This is a genomic window from Bradyrhizobium sp. CB2312 (assembly GCF_029714425.1).
In the GTDB taxonomy this organism is placed as follows: Bacteria; Pseudomonadota; Alphaproteobacteria; order Rhizobiales; family Xanthobacteraceae; genus Bradyrhizobium.
Map to the genome: position 1 here is coordinate 2,521,547 of NZ_CP121668.1, position 22,983 is coordinate 2,544,529.

Annotated in this window: 20 protein-coding genes and 1 pseudogene; 17 read left to right on the forward strand and 4 right to left on the reverse strand. The window is 64.8% G+C overall.

The annotated features are described in order from the left end of the window. The first annotated feature begins 176 nt into the window (after positions 1-176). The 9 genes from QA642_RS11950 (at position 177) to QA642_RS11990 (ending at position 9,302) form a co-directional block, all read left to right on the forward strand. Positions 177-1,280: an ABC transporter substrate-binding protein gene (locus tag QA642_RS11950; protein ID WP_283084845.1), complete on the forward strand. Its 1,104-nt coding sequence runs from the start codon at positions 177-179 to the stop codon at positions 1,278-1,280. Beyond that, positions 1,258-2,280 carry an ABC transporter permease subunit gene (locus QA642_RS11955; RefSeq protein WP_283084846.1) on the forward strand — a complete coding sequence of 341 codons (1,023 nt, stop codon included), beginning with the start codon at positions 1,258-1,260 and terminating at the stop codon, positions 2,278-2,280. Before QA642_RS11950 ends, QA642_RS11955 begins: the two co-directional genes overlap by 23 nt. Continuing rightward, positions 2,274-3,074, forward strand: coding sequence for an ABC transporter ATP-binding protein (locus QA642_RS11960; protein ID WP_283084847.1), 801 nt, complete (start codon positions 2,274-2,276; stop codon positions 3,072-3,074). Before QA642_RS11955 ends, QA642_RS11960 begins: the two co-directional genes overlap by 7 nt. Next, a complete protein-coding gene (locus QA642_RS11965) occupies positions 3,068-4,240 on the forward strand; it encodes an acyl-CoA dehydrogenase family protein (RefSeq protein WP_283084848.1) in 1,173 nt (390 codons plus the stop codon). The genes QA642_RS11960 and QA642_RS11965 overlap by 7 nt, the downstream gene beginning before the upstream one ends. Before the next feature lie 24 nt (positions 4,241-4,264). After that, positions 4,265-5,359, forward strand: a complete 1,095-nt coding sequence (locus QA642_RS11970; protein WP_283084849.1) for an LLM class flavin-dependent oxidoreductase — start codon at positions 4,265-4,267, stop codon at positions 5,357-5,359. Beyond that, positions 5,356-6,294, forward strand: a complete 939-nt coding sequence (locus tag QA642_RS11975; RefSeq protein WP_283084850.1) for an ABC transporter substrate-binding protein — start codon at positions 5,356-5,358, stop codon at positions 6,292-6,294. The genes QA642_RS11970 and QA642_RS11975 overlap by 4 nt, the downstream gene beginning before the upstream one ends. A gap of 462 nt (positions 6,295-6,756) precedes the next feature. Next, on the forward strand, positions 6,757-7,602 hold the full coding sequence (locus QA642_RS11980; protein ID WP_283084851.1) for a CmcJ/NvfI family oxidoreductase: 846 nt from the start codon (positions 6,757-6,759) through the stop codon (positions 7,600-7,602). 104 nt (positions 7,603-7,706) lie between these two features. Further along, the gene (locus QA642_RS11985) at positions 7,707-8,015 is read left to right on the forward strand and encodes a septal ring lytic transglycosylase RlpA family protein (RefSeq protein ID WP_283084852.1); all 309 of its coding nucleotides are present in this window, start codon (positions 7,707-7,709) and stop codon (positions 8,013-8,015) included. A gap of 45 nt (positions 8,016-8,060) precedes the next feature. Continuing rightward, positions 8,061-9,302 carry a Gfo/Idh/MocA family oxidoreductase gene (locus QA642_RS11990; protein WP_283084853.1) on the forward strand — a complete coding sequence of 414 codons (1,242 nt, stop codon included), beginning with the start codon at positions 8,061-8,063 and terminating at the stop codon, positions 9,300-9,302. Between the two features lie 386 nt (positions 9,303-9,688). On the opposite strand, the gene QA642_RS11995 is transcribed toward QA642_RS11990, so the two are convergent. The 3 genes from QA642_RS11995 to QA642_RS12005 form a co-directional block, all read right to left on the reverse strand. Continuing rightward, a complete protein-coding gene (locus tag QA642_RS11995) occupies positions 9,689-9,868 on the reverse strand; it encodes a hypothetical protein (protein WP_283084854.1) in 180 nt (59 codons plus the stop codon). Between the two features lie 267 nt (positions 9,869-10,135). Continuing rightward, positions 10,136-11,446, reverse strand: a complete 1,311-nt coding sequence (locus QA642_RS12000; RefSeq protein ID WP_283084855.1) for an ABC transporter substrate-binding protein — start codon at positions 11,444-11,446, stop codon at positions 10,136-10,138. Positions 11,447-11,609: 163 nt separating this feature from the next. Then, positions 11,610-12,998 (reverse strand): PLP-dependent aminotransferase family protein, encoded by a 1,389-nt coding sequence (locus tag QA642_RS12005; protein ID WP_283084856.1) that lies wholly within the window; start codon positions 12,996-12,998, stop codon positions 11,610-11,612. Between the two features lie 332 nt (positions 12,999-13,330). On the opposite strand from QA642_RS12005, the gene QA642_RS12010 reads away from it, so the two are divergent. From QA642_RS12010 to QA642_RS12045, 8 genes are read left to right on the forward strand one after another with little or no spacing between them, the layout of a single operon-like run. Continuing rightward, positions 13,331-13,813 (forward strand): MSMEG_0572/Sll0783 family nitrogen starvation response protein, encoded by a 483-nt coding sequence (locus QA642_RS12010; RefSeq protein WP_027526573.1) that lies wholly within the window; start codon positions 13,331-13,333, stop codon positions 13,811-13,813. A gap of 37 nt (positions 13,814-13,850) precedes the next feature. Further along, on the forward strand, positions 13,851-14,906 hold the full coding sequence (locus QA642_RS12015; protein ID WP_283084857.1) for a Nit6803 family nitrilase: 1,056 nt from the start codon (positions 13,851-13,853) through the stop codon (positions 14,904-14,906). Further along, entirely contained in the window at positions 14,833-15,951 is a 1,119-nt protein-coding gene (locus QA642_RS12020) for an MSMEG_0568 family radical SAM protein (protein WP_283084858.1), read from the forward strand. The genes QA642_RS12015 and QA642_RS12020 overlap by 74 nt, the downstream gene beginning before the upstream one ends. Then, positions 15,948-16,496 (forward strand): MSMEG_0567/Sll0786 family nitrogen starvation N-acetyltransferase, encoded by a 549-nt coding sequence (locus QA642_RS12025; protein ID WP_283084859.1) that lies wholly within the window; start codon positions 15,948-15,950, stop codon positions 16,494-16,496. Before QA642_RS12020 ends, QA642_RS12025 begins: the two co-directional genes overlap by 4 nt. Positions 16,497-16,498: 2 nt before the next feature. After that, positions 16,499-17,494: a sll0787 family AIR synthase-like protein gene (locus tag QA642_RS12030; protein WP_283084860.1), complete on the forward strand. Its 996-nt coding sequence runs from the start codon at positions 16,499-16,501 to the stop codon at positions 17,492-17,494. Further along, the gene (locus QA642_RS12035) at positions 17,491-18,657 is read left to right on the forward strand and encodes an MSMEG_0565 family glycosyltransferase (protein WP_283084861.1); all 1,167 of its coding nucleotides are present in this window, start codon (positions 17,491-17,493) and stop codon (positions 18,655-18,657) included. The genes QA642_RS12030 and QA642_RS12035 overlap by 4 nt, the downstream gene beginning before the upstream one ends. Continuing rightward, complete coding sequence (locus QA642_RS12040) at positions 18,650-18,937, forward strand: MSMEG_0570 family nitrogen starvation response protein (RefSeq protein ID WP_283084862.1); 288 nt, start codon at positions 18,650-18,652, stop codon at positions 18,935-18,937. Before QA642_RS12035 ends, QA642_RS12040 begins: the two co-directional genes overlap by 8 nt. A 12-nt stretch (positions 18,938-18,949) precedes the next feature. Continuing rightward, positions 18,950-20,254 (forward strand): MSMEG_0569 family flavin-dependent oxidoreductase, encoded by a 1,305-nt coding sequence (locus QA642_RS12045; RefSeq protein ID WP_283084863.1) that lies wholly within the window; start codon positions 18,950-18,952, stop codon positions 20,252-20,254. A 61-nt stretch (positions 20,255-20,315) separates the two neighbouring features. Here the strand turns inward: QA642_RS12045 and uvrA are convergent. Continuing rightward, positions 20,316-22,839, reverse strand: a pseudogene (gene uvrA / locus QA642_RS12050) (excinuclease ABC subunit UvrA). Positions 22,840-22,983: the final 144 nt, after the last annotated feature.

Sequence of the window (22,983 nt, forward strand, 5' to 3'; positions counted from 1 at the left end):
CGAAATTCCATTTCATTGACGATGCCGCGCGTGCGCCGCATGATTTGCGCATCGCACCAACGCGGCGCGCAAACGCCGACGGAACAAATTTCTCTCAACGCAGCTCCGCACGGAACATGCGCAACGCGAACCGTTGCGCGCATGGCGGAGCCGTGCCAGCGCAGGAGTGGGGACTGATGGAGAACGACAACAAGCGCGGCGGTTCGGGGCTCGATCGCCGCCATCTGCTCCAGGCGGGATTGGCCGCGGCCTTCGCCGCGCCGCTCGGCGCCTTCGGGGCAGCACAGGCCTTTGCGCCGCGCGCCATCGCACCTGGCGTCGACTTCTCGGAGTTTCCGCTGTGCCGGACCGCATCCGATGCGCCCGCACTGACCGGTGCGCCGCGCAAGCTGAAGCTGTCGTGGAATGCCGGCGCGGTGTGCCTTGCGCCATTGCCGGTCGCGATCGAGCACGGCTTCTTCCAGAAGCAGAATCTCGACGTTGAGCTGGTCAACTATTCCGGCTCGACCGACCAGCTGCTCGAGGCGATCGCGACGGGAAAAAGCGACGCCGGCCTCGGCATGGCGCTGCGCTGGCTGAAGCCGCTGGAGCAGGGCTTTGACGTCAAGATCGCCGCCGGCACCCATGGCGGCTGCATGCGCGTTTTGACGCGTGCTGATTCAGGTGTCGAAAAACTCGCCGACCTCAGGGGCAAGATCGTCGCCGTCGGCGATCTCGGCGGTCCCGACAAGAACTTCTTCTCCATTCAGCTGGCAAAGCTCGGCATCGATCCCAACAAGGACGTCGATTGGCGCGCCTATCCCGGCAATTTGCTCAACGTCGCTGTGGAGAAGGGCGAGGTGCAGGCGTTCCTGTCGTCCGATCCGCTCGCCTATCTCTGGCTCAAGGACAGTCAGTACAAGGAGGTCGCCTCCAATCTCGACGGCGAATATCGCGACAAGAGCTGCTGCATCGTCGGCCTGCGCGGCAGCCTCGTGCGCGAGGAGCCGCAGGTCGCGCGCGCGATCACGCAGGCGCTGCTCGATGCTGCGATTTTCACCGCGCAGAATCCGGTCGTGGCGGCAAAATCGTTCCAGCCCTATGCGCCGAAGGCGGCGACGCTCGCCGATATCGAGGGCATGGTGCGCTACCACACCCACCACCATCATCCCGTCGGCGACATCCTGAAGCGCGAGCTCAAGGCCTATGCCGATGATCTCAAGAGCGTGCAGGTGTTCAAGCAGAGCACCGACACGGCCAAATTCGCGGAGCGCATCTATGTCGACGTATTCGCTGTCTGACGGCCTTGCCTCCGGCGCGCCGCGTGTCTCGCGCGCGCCGCTGCTGGCGACCTGGTTGCGGGACTCCGGCGTCGGCGTTCTCGCCAGCCTCGCCTGGATCGCCTTTGGTCTCTCCTGCCTGTGGTGGGAGGATGTCGGCGACTGGTCGCGCACGCATTCGCTCGGCATCGCCGCCTTCGTCATCGCGGCGGTCGCGCTGTTCGGCACCGTCGGCGCCGATTATCTGGGATCGGCGGGAAGGGCGCTGCACAAGCGCGCGCCCTGGCTCGTCGCGCTCGGCGCGTTACTGACCTTGTGGGAGCTCGCCACCGCAAAATTCGCCTGGCTGCCGTTGCCGTTCTTCCCGCCGCCGCAATCGATCATCGAGGTCTATACCGACGATCTGCCAAAACTGCTCGACAGCGTGTTCGCCTCGGTCAGGCTTCAGCTCGGCGGTTATCTGATCGGCGCGACCATCGGGTTTCTCACCGGCGTCTCGATCGGCTGGTCGCGCGCGGTCGGCTATTGGGTGCATCCGGTGCTGCGCTTCATCGGCCCGCTGCCGGCGACGGCCTGGTTGCCGATCGCGTTCTTCACGTTCCCGTCGAGCTGGAGTGCCTCGACCTTCCTGATCGCGTTGGCTACCGGATTTCCGGTGACCGTGTTGACCTGGTCGGGCGTCGCGAGCGTCAGCAACGCCTATTACGACGTCGCGCGCACGCTGGGTGCAAAACCGTCCTTCGTGGTGCTGAAGGTCGCGATCCCCGCCGCGCTGCCGCACGTCTTCGTCGGCCTGTTCATGGGGCTCGGCTCGTCCTTCGCGGTGCTTGTCGTCGCCGAGATGATCGGCGTCAAGGCCGGGCTCGGCTGGTACCTGCAATGGGCGCAGGGCTGGGCCGCCTACGCCAACATGTATGCGGCGCTGATCGTGATGTCGCTGCTCTGCTCCGGCGCGATCACGCTGCTGTTTGCGATCCGCGACCGCCTTCTGGTCTGGCAGAAGGGGACCGTGAAATGGTAGCCGCAGCTGCATTGGCCGAGGCGATCACGCACCCCGCCGCCGGCGCCGCGCTCGACATCGAGCAGGTCAGCCACGCCTTCGACATCGATAGCGCCGAGCTGCCTGTTCTCAGCGACGTCAGCATCGCGGTCGAGCCGGGCGAGTTCGTCGCGCTGCTCGGGCCCTCCGGCTGCGGCAAGTCGACCTTGCTGCGGCTCGTCGCCGGCCTCGACAAGCCCAAGGCGGGGACATTGCGCGAGGACGAGGCCCGCATCACCCGGCCGCATCCCTCGCGCGTGGTCGTGTTCCAGGACCCGACCCTGTTTCCCTGGCGGTCGGTCTGGGACAACGTCGCCCTGGGCCTCGAGGCCCAGGGCATTTTGAAGAGCCAGCGGCAGCGCGTCGACGATGCGCTCGATCTCGTTGGCTTGGCCTCGTTTCGCAATGCCTATCCGCACCAGCTGTCCGGCGGCATGGCGCAGCGGGTCGCGCTGGCTCGGGCGCTGGTCAATGATCCCAAGATCCTCATCCTCGACGAGCCGCTCGGCAAACTGGACTCGCTGACCCGCATCACGATGCAGGCCGAGCTGGTCTCGCTCTGGCAGCGCAAGGGCTTTACTACGCTCCTCGTTACGCACGATGCCGAGGAAGCGCTGGTGCTCGCCAACCGCGTCATCGTGTTCAGCGAGCGGCCCGCGCGCGTGAAGGCCGACATCCGTGTCGACCGGCCCTATCCGCGCCATCGCGGCGATCCGTACCTGGCCGATCTGCGCCGCCAGATCCTTAGCCTGCTGGGGCTGGACGCCACATGGTGACAACTGCAGCCAAGGGCCGCTCGCCGAATAGCGAGCCCGACTTCATCGAACGTGCCGAAGCGCTGGGCGAAGGTTTTGCCGCGCGTGCGGCCGAGCACGACCGCTCCGGCAGCTTTCCGTTCGAGAATTTTCGCGAGCTGTCCGAGGCGGGGCTGCTGTCGCTGACGGTGCCGGCGGCCCATGGCGGCGGCGGCGCGGGCGCGCGATACGCTGCGAAAATCCTCGGCATCATCGGCAAGGCCGATGCGTCGACGGCGCTGGTGCTGTCGATGCATTACATCAACCATCTCGTGATGGCGCGGAGCCCGACCTGGCCGGCGCGGCTGTCGCGCAAGCTCGCGCGCGAGAGTGTCGAGGGCGTCGCGCTCATCAACGCGCTGCGCGTCGAGCCGGAGCTCGGCTCACCCGCGCGCGGCGGCCTGCCGGCGACCATCGCACGGCGCACTGAGACCGGCTGGCGCCTGTCCGGTCACAAGATCTACTCGACGGGATCGCCGATCCTGAAATGGTACCTGGTCTGGGCGCGGACCGACGAGGCCGAGCCGCGCGTCGGCCAGTTCCTGGTGCCGGCGGGCCTTCCGGGCACGCGCATCATCGAGACCTGGGATCATCACGGCCTGCGCGCCAGCGGCAGCCACGACGTCATCTTCGACGACGTGGTGATCCCGCTCGACGCCGAGGTCGATGTCCGCAAGCCCGCCGACTGGCGCGCGCCCGACGTCGCGCAGGCAACCGTCCACACCATCTTCGTCGCGGCGATCTATGACGGCATCGCGCGAGCGGCGCGCGACTGGTTGATCGGCTTCCTGAAGACACGAGTGCCGGCCAATCTCGGCGCGCCGCTGGCGAGCCTGCCGCGCGCCCAGGAAATCCTCGGCGGCATCGAGGCGAAGCTCGCGGTCAACGTACGTTTGATCGACAGTTTTGCGTCCGATTTCGACGATGGCTTGCAGCTCAGCGCGATCGAGTCCAACATCGTCAAGCTGACGGTGACCAATAACGCCGTGGCCGCAGTGGAGGACGCTCTGTCGCTGACCAGCAATCACGGCCTGTCGCGCAAAAATCCGCTGGAGCGGCATTACCGCGACGTGCTCTGCGGCCGGGTCCACACGCCCCAGGACGACTTGACGAAAATCTCCGCCGGGCGCGCCGCGCTGGGCATCTGATCAATCCCAAATGGAGTTTCACTGATGTCCGTCGAGTTCATCGGCTTTATCGCCAACAGCAATGCTTCCGAGACCATCGTGCGCCAGGGTCCGGTGCTCGATCCCGCCTATATCGAGACGGTGGCGAAGGCGCATGAGCTCGCCGGCTTCGACCGCGCCCTGCTGGCGTTCCATTCGACGACGCCAGACGCGCTACAGGTCGCCCAGCATGTGCTGACCATCACGAAGAAGCTCAAGGTGATGATCGCGCAGCGCCCGGGCTTCACCGCGCCGACACTCTTGGCGCGCCAGCTCGCCACGCTGGACCAGCTCTATGACGGCCGTGTGTCGCTGCATGTCATCACCGGCGGCAACGCCATCGAGCTCCGCCAGGACGGCAACACGCTTGACGACAAGGACGGGCGCTACGTCCGCACCAGCGAGTTCCTCGACGTGGTGCGTCTGGAATGGACCAGCGAGAAGCCGTTCAACTACAGCGGCAAATATTACAACGTCGAGAATGGCTTCTCTCAGGTGAAGCCAGTCCAGAAGGGCGGCATCTACACCTTCGTCGGCGGCGGCTCGGATGCAGCGATCGAGGTCGCCGGCAAGCATGCCGATACATTCGCGCTGTGGGGCGAGTCATACGCGCAGGTGCGCGACGTCACTGCACGCGTTCATAATGCAGCCGTCAGGTACGGGCGGCCGACGCCGCGCTTCAGCCTGTCGGTGCGGCCGATCCTCGCCGACACCGAGGAGGCCGCCTGGAAGAAGGCGGAGGAGATCCTGGAACGTGCCACCGCGCTCCAGGACCAGACCGGCTACCGCAGGCCGAACCACGCCACTGACGGCGCCAAGCGGCTGTTGGCGCTCGCCGACCAGGGCGCGCGCATCGACAAGCGGCTGTGGACCGAGATCGCAAAGCTCACCGGCGCCAACAGCAACACCACGGCGCTGGTCGGCACGCCCGAACAGGTCGCCGAGGTCTTCGCCGATTACTACGATCTCGGCGTCAGCCATTTCCTGATCCGCGGCTTCGATCCGCTTCCCGATGCGATCGAGTATGGCCGCGAGCTGATCCCGCTGACGCGCAAGTTGAGCGCTGCACGCGACCAGCAGCGGGGGATCGCGGCGGAATGATCCGGTTCATTGTTGCTGCAGCCCTCGCGTTTGCGGCCGCTGATCTCGCCGTCGCGCAAACGACGCTTCGTGTCGGCGACCAGAAGGGCAATTCGCAGGCCGTGATGGAAGCGGCCGGCGTGCTCAAGGACGTGCCGTACAAGATCGAGTGGAAGGAATTTCCGGCGGCAGCCCCGCTGTTGGAGGCGCTCAGCGCCGGCGCGATCGAGACCGGGCTCGTTGGCGATGCGCCCTTCACCTTCGCCGCAGCCTCCGGTGCGCCGGTCAAGGCGATCGCGGCGATCCGGCAGACGCGCGAGGGGCTAGCGATCCTCGTGCCCGAGAACTCGCCGATCAGGAGCTTTGCCGATCTGCGGGGCAAGAAGATTGCCACCGGCCGCGGATCGATCGGCCATCAGCTCATCCTTGCGGCGCTCGAGAAGAACGGCTGGAGTGCAAGCGACGTGCAGATCGCGTTCCTCGCCCCCTCCGACGCCAAGATCGCCTATACGCAAGGTTCGGTCGATGCCTGGTCGACCTGGGAGCCCTATGTGAGCCAGGAGGAGGTGCTGTTCAAATCGCGCCGCATCATCACCTCCGAGGGCCTGACACCGGGTCTGAGCTTCCAGGTCGCGCGGCCGGACGCGATCCGCGACAAGCGCGCGGAGCTCACGGACTTCGTCCGGCGCCTGACCGCGGCACGCGCGTGGTCGCTGAACAATATCGACAGCTATGCCGCGACCTGGGGCAGACTGATGAATATCCCGACCGCCGTTCCGCAGAACTGGCTCTCGCGCGCAAAGATCCGGATCGCGCCGATCGACGACGGCGTGGTCGCGGACGAGCAGAGCACGATCGACCTCTACTTCCGCTGGGGCCTGATCAAGCAGAAGCTCGATGCAGGCGAGATCGTGGACCGCTCGTTTGCGGATGCGATCGTGAGGGCGGGGCTGTAAGCGCAATTTCATGTTCCTGAACGCGGTACCTTCCCTCTCCCCTTGTGGGAGAGGGTGGCTCGCCGCGATAGCGGCGAGACGGGTGAGGGGTCTCTCTCCGCGAGTCCGGAAGCGTAGGGTGGGAAAGACGCACTTGCGCCGTGCCCACCATCTCATCCTCGATGACAGAAGCCGTGGGCACGCTTCGCTTTGCCCACCCTACGAGACTGCGGTCGCGGATAGATACCCCTCATCCGGCGCTTCGCGCCACCTTCTCCCACAAGGGGAGAAGGAAGAAGCTCTCTCACAGGCATTTCAAGGCCTCGTGAGAAAGGAGCACGTTCCAGCGCAATTGCCTTCCTCGAAAAATCCTGCTGCCTTCTCGGCTAGCGACAACATCCCCATTGCTATTTGCACCGCCTCCCTTGCACCACGCCGAGCGCCGTCAAAAATCAATCCGACGACCACATCGGGAGACCGGCCATGGGCCTGCAAGAAACAAGAATCGAATCGCTTCCCTTCGTCACTGCCGAACTCAACTATCTCGCGCCGACATCAGGCAAGCCGCGCACCTATGCCTTCGATCCGCCGCCCGGCGAGCCCAAGAGCACGTCGCTGCCGGAGCCGCATCAGGTGCCGATCTTCGATGCGCGGCTGATTGCCGAGAACTTCTCGCTCGACCGCGAGGGCTTTGCGCTGGTGCGCCATCCGACGCAGGTGAAGGACTTTTACAACGACGAGGAAATCCGCACCGTCTACTATCCCGCCGTCGAGGCCTTTCTGCGCGCGACGCTGAAGGCGGATCGCGTCGTGATCTTCGATCACACCGTGCGCAAGCGCGTCGAGGGCGCCGCTGACATTCGCGGCGGCGGGCCGCGCCAGCCGGCGACGCGCGTCCATGTCGACCAGACCGCCGTCTCCGGCGCCAACCGCGTGCGCGAGCATCTGCCAGATGAGGCCGAGGAGCTGCTGAAGGGCCGCGTGCAGGTGATCAATCTGTGGCGGCCGGTCCGCGGACCTTTACGCGATTCTCCGCTCGCAATGGCTGACGGCACGACGGTCGCGCCTGATGATCTCGTTGCCTCCGATCTGATCTATCCCAACCGCCGCGGCGAGACCTATTCGGTGAAATACAATCCGAACCATCGCTGGTTCTATTTCCCCGAGATGACGCCGGACGAGGCGCTGCTGCTCAAATGCTATGATTCCGCAACCGACGGCCGCACGCGCTTCGGGCCGCACACCGCGTTCGTCGACCCGACCACGCCGCCGGATGCGGCACCGCGCGAGAGCATCGAGGTGCGAACGCTGGTTTTTCACAAATCGTAACAATGTGTGATGGCACTGCCGCGCATCGCGCGGCAGTGTTTTGGGAACTTAAGGGAACAACGCGACGTTTGCAGCGCCGGGCAGGGCAAACCGGGAGCGGTGCCGTGCAAGCGCAAACGACATTTTTGCTTTGTTTGACCTCATTTCTCGCCGTTATTTCAGTTGCACAGGCCGAAAGTGGACTGGCCTCCTATTACAGCTATGCGAAAGCCGGCCGGGGCGAATTGACCTGCGCCCACCGTACGCGGCCGTTCGGCAGCGTGCTCAAGGTGTCCTATAGCGGCCGCACGATCGAGTGCCGCGTCAACGATCGCGGCCCCTTCATCCGCGGCCGTATCGTCGATCTCTCGGTGCCGGCCGCCCGCGCGCTCGGCATGATGAGCGCCGGCTTGGTGCGGGTCTCGGTGGAATAGCCAGGTAAGCGCGCTATAGTGTCGCCCAAAGGGTGAGGGGGCGCTATGGCCAAAATCAGGGTTGGGCTCGTCGGCTGCGGCTTCGTGTCGGAGCTGCATATGTATGCGTTCCGGCGCGTCTATGGCGTCGATGTGGAGGTCGCGGCAGTGGCCGCGCGCGGCGACAAAGTTGTCACCTTCGCCCAGCATCACAATATTCCGCGCGTTTATCGCAGCTTTGCCGAATTGATCGCGGACCGCGAGCTCGATGTCATCGACATCTGCACTCCGCCCAACCTGCATGCCGAGATGATCGTTGCCAGCATGCAGGCCGGCAAGCACGTGATCTGCGAAAAGCCGTTCGCGGGCTATTTCGGCCGCGAGGGCGACGAGCAGCCGATCGGCAGGCACGTGCCGAAGGCGCTGATGTATGAGCGCGTGCTGGAGGAGATGGACGCGACACGCGCGGCAATCGAGCGCACCGGCAAGCTCTTCATGTATGCCGAGGATTGGATCTACGCGCCGGCGGTGACCAAGATCGCGGAGATCATCAAGGCGACCAAGGACAAGATCCTGTTCATGAAGGGCGAGGAGAGCCATTCCGGCTCGCATGCCGCGCATGCGGCGCAATGGGCGATGACCGGCGGCGGCTCGCTGATCCGCATGGGCTGCCACCCGCTCTCGGCCGTGCTCTATCTGAAGCAGGTCGAAGCCAAAGCGCGCGGCGAGAGCATCCATGTCGCCAGCGTGACTTGCGATGTCGGCAACGTCACGGCCGTCCTGAAGCCGGAGGAGCGCACCTATATCAAGGCCAATCCCGTCGATGTCGAGGATTGGGGCACGCTCACCGCGACCTTCTCCGACGGCACCAAGGCCACCGTGTTTTCCGGCGACATGATCATGGGCGGCGTGCGCAATTTGATCGAGACCTATACCTCCGGCGGCTCGTTGTTCGCCAATATCACGCCGAACACCCATCTGATGAGCTACCAGACCTCTGAGGAGAAGCTCGCCTCGGTTTACATTACCGAGAAGGTCGACCGCAAAACCGGCTGGCAATATGTCTGCCTGGAGGAGGAATGGACGCGCGGCTATTTGCAGGAGATCCAGGACTTCATGGAATGCGCCGCGAGCGGCCGGCAGCCGCTGTCGGATCTCGCGCTGGCCTATGAGACGATCAAGGTGAACTACGCCGGCTATTGGGCCGCGGAAGAGGGGGGCGGGTGGTGCTGTAGGGGCGGTGGGTCCGCTGAACGAGCCGCGGGCTCGCTGCAAACCCTTCTCCCCTTGTGGGAGAAGGTGGCATAGGCCGCCTATGGCGGCCGTTCTTGAGAACGCCGAAGCGAAGCTTCGGCTATGGCGCCGGATGAGGGGTCTCTCTCCGCGAGTTCGCTGCAACAGGTTCACGCGCGGAGAGAGACCCCTCAACCGTCTCGCGCTATCGCCATAGCCGATGCAAAGCATCGGCGTTCTTAGGAAACGGCGGCCAAAGGCCGCCTATGCCACCCTCTCCCACAAGGGGAGAGGGAAAGGCGACCGGTGTCGCCATCTACCAGGCCCCGACCGCGATCATGATCGCGATGGTCATGCACGAGAGACAGGCAATCGATGCAGTATAGAACTCGGGTGTGTTCAATGTTGCCTCCTGAACAAGTGCGGCCTTTCTCAAAGGCCGCTGACGCGGGGAGAGGCGGCTATTTTCTGGTGCGGTTCAACTCGTCGTGCTGCGCGTCCATTTCGGCATCCGGATCGGCGAAGTCTTCGTCCGGCAGAACGAGTTCATCACGCTTGCCGGTGAGCAGAAGCTGTTTGCGCATTTCCGCCAGGCGGGCGCGGCAGAATTCCCTGTAGAGCAATTCGAGTATGGCGGGCATCTTCACCCCCATCGCTGGATTTCACGACCTGAGAACTTTTCTGATTCCGGCTGGACGGCCGTAATGCGAGCCGGTCCTGCGCGTGATGATCCTCGGCCTTAAATCGAATTAAGGCGTGAAAGCAGCGTGAAACGAAATGAGGGGGCAACACCGGATGAAGGGCCGTCGCCGCAAGTTCATCCGCGAGAGGTTCACGCGTGACGAGAACCTCTCAGCACTTCGCCGGTCTGGCGAGTTATTCACCGCAAGGGGAGAGGGCCCACCGCCTCACGCCCCGTAGGTCGAGCCTTTCGGCAGCGGGAACACTGGATCCTGCGTGCGGATGTTGGTCGGCCACACCACCGAGATGTGCTCGCCGGCGTTCTGCATTACGACCGGCGTCGAGCGCTCGTTCTGTCCGGAGAGCGGCGTGCCCGGCGGGAAGAACTTGACGCCATAGCCCTGGATGGTGCCGCCGGCGGGAATGTCGACGTCGAGCGCGGCCTTGCGGATCGCTTCCGGCTCGAAGCTGCCGTATTTCTCCTTGGCGACGGGCAGCACGTTGTTGAGCAGCACCCAGGTCTGGTTGAAGCCCATCGAGCAGTGCGGCGGCACCTCGGTGGCGCCGGTCTTGGCCTTGTAGCGCGTGACCATCGCGTTGGTCAGATCGCCGATACCTGGCGCGAGCTTGGCCGGATCGAGCAGCTGTGCCGGCACCGGATCGATGTTGCAGAAATTGTCGATGTCGGCGCCAAAAGTGGCGCGCAGCTTGTCGAGCTGGCTGTAGCCGGCGCCGGCGCCGAACAGCATCTTGAAGCGCAATCCGCTCTCGCGTGCCTGGCGCAGGAACAGGGTGATGTCGGGATTGTAACCCGCATGCGAGATCACGTCGGCCTTGGCGCGCTTGATCTTGGTGACCAGCACCGAGAGATCGGGCGCGGAGGCCGAGTAACCCTCGCGCAGCACCACCTGGATGCCGGCCTGCTTGGCATAGGCTTCGTCCGCAGCGGCGACGCCGACGCCATAGGGGCCGTCCTCGTGGATCAGCGCGACCTTGACGTCCTTTGGGTCCATGCCGAGCTTGCCTTGCGCATGCTCGGTGAGGAAGGCGGCGAAGGCCTGTCCGTATTGATCCGAATGGATCTGCGCGCGAAACACGTATTGCAGGTTCTTGTCCTTGAACACGGCGGTCGAGACCGCGGTCGTGATCCAGAGGATCTTCTTCTGCTGCTCGACCTTGGCCGCGAGTGGCACCGCATGCGAGCTCGCATAGACGCCGTTGAGGATGTCGATCTTCTCCTGACTGATCAGGCGTTCGGCCTCGTTGATGGCAACGTCGGGTTTGCTCTGGGAATCCGCGGCGACCGGAGCAATCTTGTACTTGCCGCCGACACCGCCTTTCTCGTTGACGAGGTCGATCGCGATCTGTGCGCCGATCGACGAGGCGACCGAGCCGCCGGCGGCGAAGGGGCCGGTGAGGTCGTAGATCAGCCCGATGCGCAAATTCTCGGCTTGCGCCTGGGCCCTGGTCCAATCGAGGCTGAGTGCGGCGGCGGCAGCCGCCGTACCCTTCAGCAGCTGCCTGCGTGAAGTCGGCATCCTATCCTCCCTCAAAACCCGTCGGTTGATCGGTCTTGTTGTTTTTTTCCAAGTATTTGGAGGGTGCGTGTGAAAGTCAACATGCAGCGCACCAGACAATTCGCAGTCGGCCGCGCGGCGCGGATGGCGCGAGCCGGCACTGCATCATCGTACGCCTGACGGATCAGAGAAACGGCGATGCCAAGGCCGGAGTTTCGACCAGCGCGTGAGCGGCATACTCGAGCGCAGATCTAATCTGCGCTCGCGTGGAAGGGCCGCAGATGCATACTCTGACGGCCTCGGGGGGCGGATCAGTCACGACAAAGGCGTCACTTGCGACGACGCCGACGCCGGTCTGCCGCATATGCTCCACGAAAGCCGAGCGCCTCCAGGGCGTGGGCAGCGCGACCCACAGGTTGAAGCTGAGGGGATCACCCCGGTAGGACCCCTTGGGCAGGATTTCGGCCGCGAGCTTCTGCCGCGCCGAGGTCTCGGCGCGGATGAACCGCAACATCGTGTCCGCGGTGCCGTCTTCGATCCAGCGCGTCGCGATCGCCACGGTAAGGGGAGATGCCATCACGGTCGCGGACCGGAGCGCCGAGGCAAACGGCCAGGCCGAGCGCGTATCGGGCACGACGACATAGGCGGTGCGCAAGCCTGCTCCGATGCATTTCGCCAGTCCCGCAACGTGCCAGGTCAGATCGGGCGCGATCGCGGCGAAGGGCGCGTGGCCGTGGCCGTGCTCGGGAATGAAGCCATAGGCGTCGTCCTCGATGATCGGCAGCTTGAAGCGTCGTGCAATCGCGACGATCTCGCGCCGCCGCGAGTCCGGAATCGTCAGGGTCGTCGGATTCTGCAGCGTCGGATTGAGGTAGATGGCCTTGGGCTTCAGCTTCTTGCAGGCATCGGTCAGCGCCTGCGGCTCAATGCCATCGTCATCCATCGGCAGGCCGACGAGAGCAATGCCGAGCTGCGCGGCGATGGACCTGATCCCGGGATAGGTGATGGCCTCGCATAGCACCACCTCGCCTGCTTTCGCGAGGATCGAGAGAATGCCGAGCAGCGCCGGATGTGCCCCCGGCGAGACGAAAATGCGGCTCTGCGCCGGCACCAGCGCACGGCGGCCGAGCCAGCTCGACGCGGCATCCTTGTCGGCCTGCGTGCCGCCAAAGCCCTGGTAGCGCAGCAGCGGAACGATGTCGCGCATCACATGCTCGGCGCCCGCCTGCATGCGCTCGATCAACTCGGGATCATCAGGCTCCGGAGGCAGGTTCATCGACAGGTCGACGGGGCGAGGCGGAAAGTTTGTCGCCGAGCGTCGCGGCCGCGGCTTGTCGCGAACGAAGGTTCCCTGTCCAACCTTCGATTCAACGAGCCCGCGCTTCTGGGCTTCGACATAGCCGCGCGCGACGGTGGTGAAATCGACATCGAGACGCTTGGCCAGTTTCCGCTGCGGCGGCAAGCGGTCGCCGATCACAAGCCGTCCGGCGGCGATATCATCGGCAATTGCGTCTGCGATGGCGAGATAGCGCGGCTTGTCGCTGCTCGAGAGATCGGGTCGCCAGTCGGCCATAGTTCAGTTCCGGTCAGTTACGTCAGCATAATTGACTGTATATTGTTGCAAGCGTCGAGGCAATTGCATCGCGTATTTTTGGCTGCTTGCGGAGGCGTTCCGTCTGGGCGCTTTGCACACCGATCGGGCGCGCTGCCCAGCATTTTTCAGGCACTATTTTTCGAGGACAACGCAAGCATAGCCAAATCCAGTCAGGTCTCCATTCAACATTGAATGCATAATTGAATGTAAATTGTATGGTTTGATGATTTGTCGTGCAGAAGGTCGCTTGGCACATTGATTGCAAAACCTGATCTCGATCCGGGAGGCCCGGACGTGAACAGGAGGTGTCTATGCCAGCAGTGAACATGCCCGCGCGTCAGAAGGGCGACTTTCTTGTCGACTATGAAGAGAAGGTTTTCGAGGACGTCAAAGCAAAGCCGGGTGAGAAGGCGCTGGTCACCTTCCACACCGTCGCGTTCGAAGGCTCCATCGGCCTCGTCAATATTCTCCAGGCGCTGCGCCTGAAGCGGAAGGGCTTTGAGACGTCGGTTCTGCTCTACGGTCCCGGTGTCACGCTCGGCATTCAGCGCGGCTTCCCGAAGATCGGCGACGAAGCCTTCCCCGGCGCGCAGAACTTCAACAACCAGCTCGCAAAGTTCATGGATGAAGGCGGCAAGGTCTATGCCTGCCGGTTCGCGCTGCAGGCGCTTTACGGCCATGGCGAGCCGTCACTCATTCCGGGCATCCGGCCGATCAATCCGCTCGATGTGCTCGACCTCATCCTGCTTCACCGCAGGGACGACGCGTTCATGATCCACACCTGGACCGTCTGACTTCGGTTGTCTCGCGCGACGGACGAGGGAGAATACAGTGACAGCGAAACGCACGGTCAGGGCTGGCGCGATTCAGATCGCGCCCGATCTGGACACGCCGACCGGAACGGTCGACCGGATCCTGGCGGCCATCGCGGAGGCGGCGGGCAAGGGAGTCCAGTTCGCCGTTTTTCCGGAGACGTTCGTTCCCTGGTATCCGTATTTCTCCTTTGTCCGTCCGCCGGTCCTCAGCGGCGCCGAGCACATCCAGCTCTACGACAACGCCGTCGTCGTGCCGGGTCCCGTCACAGACGCCATTGCGCAGGCGGCGAAGCGCCACGGCATGGTGGTGGTGCTCGGCGTCAACGAGCGCGATCACGGCTCGCTTTACAACACCCAGCTCGTGTTCGACGCGAACGGCGCGCTCGTCCTGAAGCGGCGCAAGATCACGCCGACCTTTCACGAGCGCATGATCTGGGGGCAGGGTGACGGCGCCGGCCTGAAGGTGGTCGAGACCGCGGTCGGTCGTGTCGGCGCGCTGGCGTGCTGGGAGCATTACAACCCGCTCGCCCGCTACGCGCTGATGGCCCAGCACGAGGAAATCCATGCGGCCCAGTTTCCGGGTTCGCTGGTCGGACAGGTCTTTGCCGACCAGATCGAGGTGACGATCCGGCATCATGCGCTGGAAAGCGGATGCTTCGTCGTCAATGCCACCGGCTGGCTGACCGAGGAGCAGATCGCGAAAATCTCGCCGGAGGAAGGCCTGCGCAAAGGCCTGCGCGGCGGCTGCATGACAGCGATCGTCTCACCGGAAGGCAACCATCTGGTGCCGCCGCTGACCAGCGGCGAGGGCATCCTTGTCGCCGATCTCGATCTCGCTCTGATCACCAAACGCAAGCGGATGATGGATTCTGTCGGCCACTACGCCCGGCCGGAGCTGCTTTCGCTGGTGCTGAACGACCGACCCGCGCGTCCGATGCACGGCTTTCACCCGAACCGCCTCATGTCCATTCCGGGAGACCAATCAGATGAGACCGCAGATGCCGCAACCCAAGGCGATCCCGACCGAGCAGCTGATCAACGAGTTGCAGTCCTTCGGAGTCCGGCTCGCTGATCCCAAGACCGGCGGAACGAGCCGCCGCGGCGGCGCCGGGCCGTCGGATCACACGCCGTTCACGATCGACGGCGCGACCGTGATGATTCCGGTCCACAACGCGCCGGCCTTCGAGAGCCCTTATCTCGTCGAGCGTCCCGACGAGGCCGGGCGAAGCCGCATCTCGCGCGACGGCGTGGTGCTCGCGGACGTCTCGTTTCCGTTGCGACCCAAATTCTACGACCGCACCACCGAGGACGGCGTCCCCTATTGGAAGATCGCGACCCTGCACGGGCGCGACGTTCTCGCCACCACCGTGCTCCAGACCTGCATTCGCTACCAAAGCCGTACCAAGACCTGCCAGTTCTGCGCCATCGGCCAGTCGCTCGCAGCCGGGCGTACGGTCGAGCGCAAGACGCCGGCACAACTCGCCGAAGTGGCCAAGGCGGCCGTCGAGTTCGACGGTGTCAGGCACATGGTGATGACCACGGGCACGCCGCACACGTCCGATCGCGGCGCCGGCATCCTTGCGGAGAGCGCGCAGGCCGTCAAAGCCGCCGTCGATTTGCCGATCCAGGCGCAATGCGAGCCACCGGACGATTTCGCCTGGTTTCAGCGCATGAAGAGTTCAGGGGTCGACGCGCTCGGCATGCACCTGGAGGTCATCGGGCCCGCCGTGCGGCAAAGGATCATGCCGGGCAAGGCGCAGGTCCAGGTCGAGCAATACATGGAAGCATTCGCCGCGGCCGTGCCGGTCTTCGGCCGCGGTCAGGTCTCGACTTATATTCTGGCTGGCCTTGGCGACGAGCCTTCCGAGATTCTCGCGCTGTCGCGCCGGCTTATCGATATCGGCGTCTATCCCTTCGTCGTGCCGTTCGTGCCGATCGCCGGCACGCCGCTGGAGAGCCATCCGACGCCGTCTCCAGGGTTCATGCACGACATCCTGCGTCCGCTCGCCGAGATGCTGCGCGCCGGCGGCCTGCGCGCCACCGATATCAAGGCAGGCTGCGGCAAATGCGGCGCCTGCTCGGCCCTGTCCACTTACGAGCGCGGAGCACGTGGATGATCTTTGAGCCATTCAAGCCGTTCGTCGCGCCGGAGTTCCAGGTGAAGTTCGCGACCGAAGCCTGGGAGCGTGCCGCCGCCGCAGCCTTGCGTCGCAAGGTGTTCTGCGAGGAGCAGGGCGTGTTTGCGGGTGATGATCGCGACGCGGTCGACGATTTCGCCATCCCGCTCGTGGCCGTGTCGCTGCTCGGCGTCGCCGAGGATGAAGTCGTCGGCACCGTGCGCATTCACCCCGATGACCACGAGACGGATGTGTGGTGGGGCTCCCGCCTTGCCGTCGAAAAAGGTTATCGCCGGCTCAGCGCGGTTGGCGCCGGCCTGATCCGGCTCGCGGTCTCCTCTGCCCATGCGCGCGGTTGCCGGCGCTTTCTTGCCAATGTGCAAAGTCAGAACGCGCTTCTGTTCCAGCACATGCATTGGCGCTCGCTCGGCGAATTCGAGCTCCATGGCCGGCCGCACCATCGCATGGAGGCCGATCTCGACCACTACCCGCCGTTCCGGACGCCCGAAACCGGCTTCCTGTCACTCGCAAAGCTGGCGGCTTGAACATGCTGACGGATGCCGCACTCGCAAGCCTCGCCGAGACGCTCCGCAAAAGCCGCGGCATCGCCGCCAAGGCCGACATTGCGGGTGTTGCGGCCGCGCTCGACCTCTCGAGCGGCGATGCCATCCCGGTGGGGGACGATTGCGCGGCGATCCCGGAGGGCGACGGCTATACCCTGTTCGCCATCGAAGGCTTCATGAACGAATTCGTCGCCGCCGACCCCTGGTTTGCAGGTTGGTGCGGCGCCATGGTCAACATCTCGGACGTCGCGGCAATGGGCGGACGGCCGACGGCCATCGTCAATGCGATCTGGTCCGATGGCGCGGATAAGGCCGCGCCCATTCTCGAAGGATTGAAAGCTGCTGCGAGGACTTTCGGTGTGCCCGTCATCGGCGGCCACACCAATGTGCGCAGCAACCAGAGCCAGTTTGCCGTCGCGATCCTGGGTCGCGCGAGGCGGCTTCTCACGAGCTTTGACGCGAGGCCCGGCGACAAGCTCATTGCGGCGATCGATCTGCGCGGCCGCTACCGCGAACCCTTCGCGAACTGGGAGGCTGCGACCGACGCACCCGCGGAGCGACTGCGCGGCGATCTGGAGATCCTGCCGTCGATCGCCGAGGCGGGGCTTGCACGCGCAGCCAAGGACATCAGTCAGGGCGGCATCGTCGGGACCGCGGCGATGCTGGCCGAGTGCTCGCAGGTCGCCATCACGCTGGACGTCGAGGCGATTCCGATTCCTGCCGGCGCGCCGCTCGAACGCTGGCTCCTGACGTTCCCGAGCTTCGGCTATCTCCTGTCGGCGAAGTCCGAAGACGTCGACGAGATCCTGTCGCGCTTCCAACGGCGCGGCATTGCGGCAACCGCGGTCGGAGACGTCAGCGCGGGGACAAGCGTCGACATTCGCGCCGCTTCCGGTCGCGCAACGGTCTGGGACTTCGCGGCGCAGCCCCTGATCGGATGTGCGCCAGGGCAGGGCTATCGGCAGCGGAGCGTGGCATGAGCGGCGGCTCGTCAAGACTTCGCATCGCGATCCTCACGCACTCGACAAATCCACGAGGTGGCGTGGTGCACGCGCTCGCGCTTGCGGACGCCCTGGCACATCTTGGACACCGGCCGGTCGTGCACGCCCCCGACCCGCCCGGCAAAGGCTTCTTCCGCCGCAGCGTCGCGGAGACGCGCTCCGTGCCCGCATCGCCCGTCTCGGGCGACGTCGTTGCGACGGTCGAAACGCGCATCGCCGACTATGTCCGGCATTTCGGCGATGTGGCCAAGCGGCAGTACGACGTCTTCCATGCCCAGGACGGCATCTCCGGCAATGCGCTTGCGATGCTGAAGCAGCGCGGCCTGATCCAACGCTATGTCCGCACCGTTCATCACATCGATGCATTCAAGGACGAACGGCTCCGCGAACTCGACCGTCGCTCGATCGTCCACGCTGACGGCCTGTTCGTCGTCAGCCGGTTCTGGCAGGAGCACTTGAAGGCGGAGATGTCCCGCTCTGCAATATTGGTCGGCAATGGCGTCGACACGGCGCGATATTCGCCTGTCTCGTCACCCGGTGATCGGCTCCTGCGCGCCCGGCTCGGCCTCCGCGCAGGCCCGATCCTGCTGTCGATCGGCGGCGTCGAGCAGCGCAAGAATACGCTGGGCATTCTCGAGGCGTTCCGGCAGGTGTACGCCGTACATCGATCCGCGCAGCTCGTCATCGCCGGCGGGGCTTCGCTGCTGGACCATGGTGTCTATCGGCAGCAGTTCGAGTCACGGCTGCGCGATGCGGGACTGCCTGTTGGTGCGGTGATCGAGACGGGGCCGCTGATCGATGCCGACATGCCATCGCTCTTTCGCCTCGCGGATGTCTTGTTGTTCCCGTCCTTGCGCGAGGGCTTTGGCCTGGCCGTGCTCGAAGCGATGGCCAGCGGCGCGCCGGCCGTGGTCTCGCATACCGCACCGTTCACGGAATATCTCGGTCCGGACGATGCTGCCTGGTGCGATCCGCATCACGCAGGCTCGATCGCGGATGCCACCCTCAGTGCCCTCGCCGAGCCCCTGCGCTCGCGCCTGATCGCGAACGGCGCGAGAGTCGCCCGGCACCATGACTGGAGTCGCACCGCCATGGCACACATGGCGACCTATCAGGATATGCGCGAGGTGCACTATGCCTGAGATGCGCTTCCACGTGCGCTGGCCCGATGAGCGGATCGAGGTCTGCTATTCGCCCTCGCTGGTCATCAAGGATCATTTCGTCGCCGGCACGACCTACGCGCTCGACGACTTTCGCGAGCGAAGCCGCGTTGCGCTGACGATTGCGGCCGAGCGGGTCCGTGAGAAGTACGGCTTTCTCTGCTCGCGCGCGCTCGGGCAACTCGCACGGATCGAGGCGACCGCCGTGCAGTTCGAGGCCACGCCTGACGCTTCCGTCACCATCGTCTCGTTTGAAGAATAGCAGGAGCTGATCATGTCCGACCTTCACACACACTATCCGGTCGTCGTGATCGGCGGCGGCCAGGCCGGCCTTGCCATGAGCGCGCAACTCAAGGCGCGCGGCATCGCCCATGTCGTGCTGGAAAAGAACACGATCGCGCATTCCTGGAAGACGCAGCGTTGGGACGCGTTTTGCCTCGTGACGCCGAACTGGCAATGCCGGCTTCCCGGCTTTCCTTACGCCGGCAGCGATCCACACGGCTTCATGCTGCGTGACGAGATCGTCACTTACATCGAGGATTTCGCCAGGCACATCGATGCGCCGGTCCGCGAGGGCGTTGCCGTCACACGCCTCAGGCAATCCGGTCGTGGCTTCATGCTCGAGACGACAATCGGCGAGATCGCTGCCGACAGCGTCGTGCTGGCCGTCAGCGGATATCACGTTCCGAAAGTGCTGCCGTTTGCGGGCCGGCTCGATCCGTCGATCACGCAGATCCACTCCTCAGCCTACCGCAATCCGGATCAGTTGCCGCCGGGCGAGATCCTCGTCGTTGGAAGCGGACAGTCGGGCTGCCAAATCGCCGAAGACCTGCATCTGGCCGGCCGCAAGGTGCATCTCGCCGTCGGCAGCGCGCCGCGGTGCCCGCGCTTCTATCGCGGCCGGGACGCCGTCGACTGGCTCGACGATCTCGGGCAGTACGACTTGCCCGTCGACAAGCATTCGCTAAAGGAAGGCGTTCGCAAGAATGCTAACCATTACCTGACCGGGCGGGACGGCGGCCGCGATATCGACCTGCGCAGGTTCGCGCTTGAGGGGATGAAGCTCTACGGTCGACTCAAGGACGGCCATGGGACGTCCTTGCAGCTTGGCGATGATCTCCAGGTCAATCTCGACAATGCCGACCGGGTCTACAACGGCATCTGCCGAATGATCGACGAGCACATCGTAAAGAACAGAATCGCCGCGCCCGTGACGCCTCACTATGAGCCCGTGTGGTCCCCCACTGCGGCGCCCACGGAGCTCGATCTCGCAGCGAGCGGCATCAGCAGCATCGTATGGACGACCGGCTTCCGGTCCGACTGGTCTTGGGTCGACCTGCCGATGTTCGATGGCACCGGTTATCCAACCCACAAGCGGGGCATCACGTCGGTCGACGGTGCCTATGTGGTCGGCCTGCCGTGGCTCTACACCTGGGGCTCGGGTCGGTTCGTCGGCATCGGTCGTGATGCAGAGTTCGTTGCAGACCATATCAAGGAGCGATCGAGCGCATCGCATGCCGACGCGTATCGAGCCGGCCGACGCGAGTTCTCGCAAGATGCCGCGCGAGAAGCTGTTTAGCCTTGCGCGACTACGCGCCCTCAATAGGTGAGGCGAGGCGACCATGCCCGGGACAGGCCCATCACTGCTCCAGGCGGCGGGCAAGATAGCGCGCCGTCTTCCCGCTGCTCCTCCCATTGTTCTTGGCGACCTGATGCGGTGTGCCGGATGCGACGATCTTGCCGCCCTCGTCGCCGGCGCCGGGGCCGAGATCGATGATCCAGTCGCTGTGGGAGACGACATCCATGTCATGCTCGACCACGACCACGCTGTTGCCGGCCTCCACGATCCGGTCGAGCTGGGCGATCAGGCGCTCGACATCGCGTGGGTGAAGACCGGTGGTCGGCTCGTCCAGGACATAGAGCGTGTGCCCGCGTTGCGGACGCATCAGCTCGGTCGCCAGCTTGATGCGTTGCGCTTCGCCGCCGGACAATTCGGTGGCGGACTGACCGAGGCGGATATAGCCGAGGCCGACCTCGCGGACGACCGACAGCGACCGGTTCAGCGTGGCATCGCCCTCGAAGAAGTCGAAGGCCTCGTCGACGCGCATCGCCAGCACGTCCGCGATGGACTTTTCGCGGATCTTCACTTCCAGCGTCTTGTCATTGTAGCGCGCGCCCTTGCAGGTCGGGCAGGGCGCATAGACGCTGGGCAGGAACAGCAGTTCGACGCAAACGAACCCCTCGCCTTCGCAGGTCGCACACCGGCCCTTCGCGACATTGAACGAGAAACGCCCGGCATCGTAGCGGCGAGCCTTGGCCTGCGGCGTTGCCGCGAACAGTTTTCGCACATGGTCGAACAGGCCGGTATAGGTTGCAAGGTTCGATCGCGGCGTGCGGCCGATCGGCTTCTGGTCGACGACGACCAGGCGATCGATTTGATCTAGGCCGGCGACAATCCTGCCGCCCAATGTCGCGATCGTGGGCGCCAGGCTGTCATCCTCGGGATCGGCGGCAAGCGTGTGCCCGAGATGATCGGCCACGGCATCGACCAAGAACTGGCTGATCAGGCTCGATTTGCCGGAGCCAGATACGCCGGTGATGCCGATGATCACGCCCAGCGGGATATCGACGTCGAGGCCTCGGAGATTGTTGCGGACCACACCCCTGATCTTCAAATGCCCTTTCGGCGCGCGGCGGGTCGTGGGCAGCTTCTTGCGCGGATGCGCGAGATAGGTCGCGGTTCGCGATTGCGCGATGCCGCCGAGCCCCGCGGGCGGCCCGCTATAGAGGATGCGTCCGCCACCCTCGCCAGCGTCGGGCCCGACATCGACCAGCCAGTCGGCATGCCGGATCACCTCGATCTCGTGCTCAACCACGAAGATCGAATTGCCCGCGCGCTTCAGCCGGTCCAGCGCCCGCAGCAGCGCCTCGGTGTCGGCGGGATGCAGGCCTGCGGACGGCTCGTCGAGCACGTAGACGACGCCGAACAGGTTGGAGCGGACTTGTGTCGCCAGCCGCAGACGCTGCAGCTCGCCCGGCGACAGCGTGGGAGTGCTGCGTTCGCAGGCGAGATAGCCGAGGCCAAGGTCGAGCAGGACGGCGAGGCGCGCCGACAGATCCTCGCAGATGCGCCGGGCGACGACGGCCTTCTCCGACTTGTCCGGCGATGGTCTCGCGAACGGCTTGATCAGCTCGTGCAGCTGCTTGAGCGGCAAATGCGAGATCTCTGCGATGTTGAGCCCAGCGAACTTGATCTTGAGCGCCTCCGGCTTCAGCCGCGTGCCATGACAGGTCGGGCAGTCTTGCGTGATCATGAACTGCGCGACGCGGCGCTTCATCATCGCGCTCTCGGACTTGGCGTAGGTCTGCATCACGTAGCGCTTGGCGCCGGTGAACGTGCCCTGGTAGCTCGGCTCCTCCTTGCGGCGCAGCGCCCGTTTGACCTCGGCGGCGTCGTAGCCGGCATAGACCGGAACGGTCGGCTGCTCCTCGGTGAACAGGATCCAGTCGCGGTCCTTCTTGGGCAGCTCGCGCCAGGGCTTGTCGACGTCGTAGCCCAGCGTCGTCAGGATGTCCCGGAGGTTCTGGCCCTGCCAGGCGCTCGGCCAGGCACGCGATGGCACGCTCGCGGATCGTCTTGGTGTCATCGGGCACCATGGATTTTTCGGTGACGTCGAGCATCCGGCCGATGCCGTGGCAGGTCGGGCAGGCGCCCTCCGGCGTGTTCGGCGAAAATGCCTCCGCATAGAGCATCGGCTGACCCCGCGGATAGTCGCCGGCGCGAGAGTAAAGCATCCTGAGCAGGTTGGAGATGGTCGTCACGCTGCCGACGGATGATCGCGTCGTCGGCGCTCCCCGCTGCTGCTGGAGTGCGACGGCGGGCGGCAGGCCCTCGATGTCGTCGACTTCAGGGATCTGCATCTGGTGGAAGAGGCGTCGCGCATAGGGCGACACCGACTCCAGATATCGCCGCTGCGCCTCGGCGTAGATCGTTCCAAAGGCGAGCGAGGATTTTCCGGAGCCCGACACGCCCGTGAACACGACGAGGGCGTTGCGCGGAATCTTGACGTCGACGTTCCTGAGGTTGTGCTCGCGCGCGCCACGGACCCGAACGAAGCCGTCATCCTGCATCAGGCTGTCAGTTTGCTTTGGTTGATCGTCCATCTGGCTCCTCCGGCCCCATCCGGGCATTAACGGCAAGATCGCAGGATGGGTCCTTTGATGCCAGCGGGCCGGTTACGTTCTGCACAAAGCGAAGGCCCGCCGCGGTGCTGGCGGCGGGCCTTGCGGAGTGTTGGGCTGCCGGCA

Excerpts from the sequence above, each read along its gene's own strand:
- QA642_RS11950 (WP_283084845.1), top strand. The coding sequence starts at position 177 with ATGGAGAACGACAACAAGCGCGGCGGTTCGGGGCTCGATCGCCGCCAT.
- QA642_RS11955 (WP_283084846.1), top strand. The coding sequence starts at position 1,258 with ATGTCGACGTATTCGCTGTCTGACGGCCTTGCCTCCGGCGCGCCGCGT.
- QA642_RS11960 (WP_283084847.1), top strand. The coding sequence starts at position 2,274 with ATGGTAGCCGCAGCTGCATTGGCCGAGGCGATCACGCACCCCGCCGCC.
- QA642_RS11965 (WP_283084848.1), top strand. The coding sequence starts at position 3,068 with ATGGTGACAACTGCAGCCAAGGGCCGCTCGCCGAATAGCGAGCCCGAC.
- QA642_RS11970 (WP_283084849.1), top strand. The coding sequence starts at position 4,265 with ATGTCCGTCGAGTTCATCGGCTTTATCGCCAACAGCAATGCTTCCGAG.
- QA642_RS11975 (WP_283084850.1), top strand. The coding sequence starts at position 5,356 with ATGATCCGGTTCATTGTTGCTGCAGCCCTCGCGTTTGCGGCCGCTGAT.
- QA642_RS11980 (WP_283084851.1), top strand. The coding sequence starts at position 6,757 with ATGGGCCTGCAAGAAACAAGAATCGAATCGCTTCCCTTCGTCACTGCC.
- QA642_RS11990 (WP_283084853.1), top strand. The coding sequence starts at position 8,061 with ATGGCCAAAATCAGGGTTGGGCTCGTCGGCTGCGGCTTCGTGTCGGAG.
- QA642_RS11995 (WP_283084854.1), bottom strand. The coding sequence starts at position 9,868 with ATGCCCGCCATACTCGAATTGCTCTACAGGGAATTCTGCCGCGCCCGC.
- QA642_RS12000 (WP_283084855.1), bottom strand. The coding sequence starts at position 11,446 with ATGCCGACTTCACGCAGGCAGCTGCTGAAGGGTACGGCGGCTGCCGCC.
- QA642_RS12005 (WP_283084856.1), bottom strand. The coding sequence starts at position 12,998 with ATGGCCGACTGGCGACCCGATCTCTCGAGCAGCGACAAGCCGCGCTAT.
- QA642_RS12010 (WP_027526573.1), top strand. The coding sequence starts at position 13,331 with ATGCCAGCAGTGAACATGCCCGCGCGTCAGAAGGGCGACTTTCTTGTC.
- QA642_RS12020 (WP_283084858.1), top strand. The coding sequence starts at position 14,833 with ATGCCGCAACCCAAGGCGATCCCGACCGAGCAGCTGATCAACGAGTTG.
- QA642_RS12025 (WP_283084859.1), top strand. The coding sequence starts at position 15,948 with ATGATCTTTGAGCCATTCAAGCCGTTCGTCGCGCCGGAGTTCCAGGTG.
- QA642_RS12030 (WP_283084860.1), top strand. The coding sequence starts at position 16,499 with ATGCTGACGGATGCCGCACTCGCAAGCCTCGCCGAGACGCTCCGCAAA.
- QA642_RS12035 (WP_283084861.1), top strand. The coding sequence starts at position 17,491 with ATGAGCGGCGGCTCGTCAAGACTTCGCATCGCGATCCTCACGCACTCG.
- QA642_RS12040 (WP_283084862.1), top strand. The coding sequence starts at position 18,650 with ATGCCTGAGATGCGCTTCCACGTGCGCTGGCCCGATGAGCGGATCGAG.
- QA642_RS12045 (WP_283084863.1), top strand. The coding sequence starts at position 18,950 with ATGTCCGACCTTCACACACACTATCCGGTCGTCGTGATCGGCGGCGGC.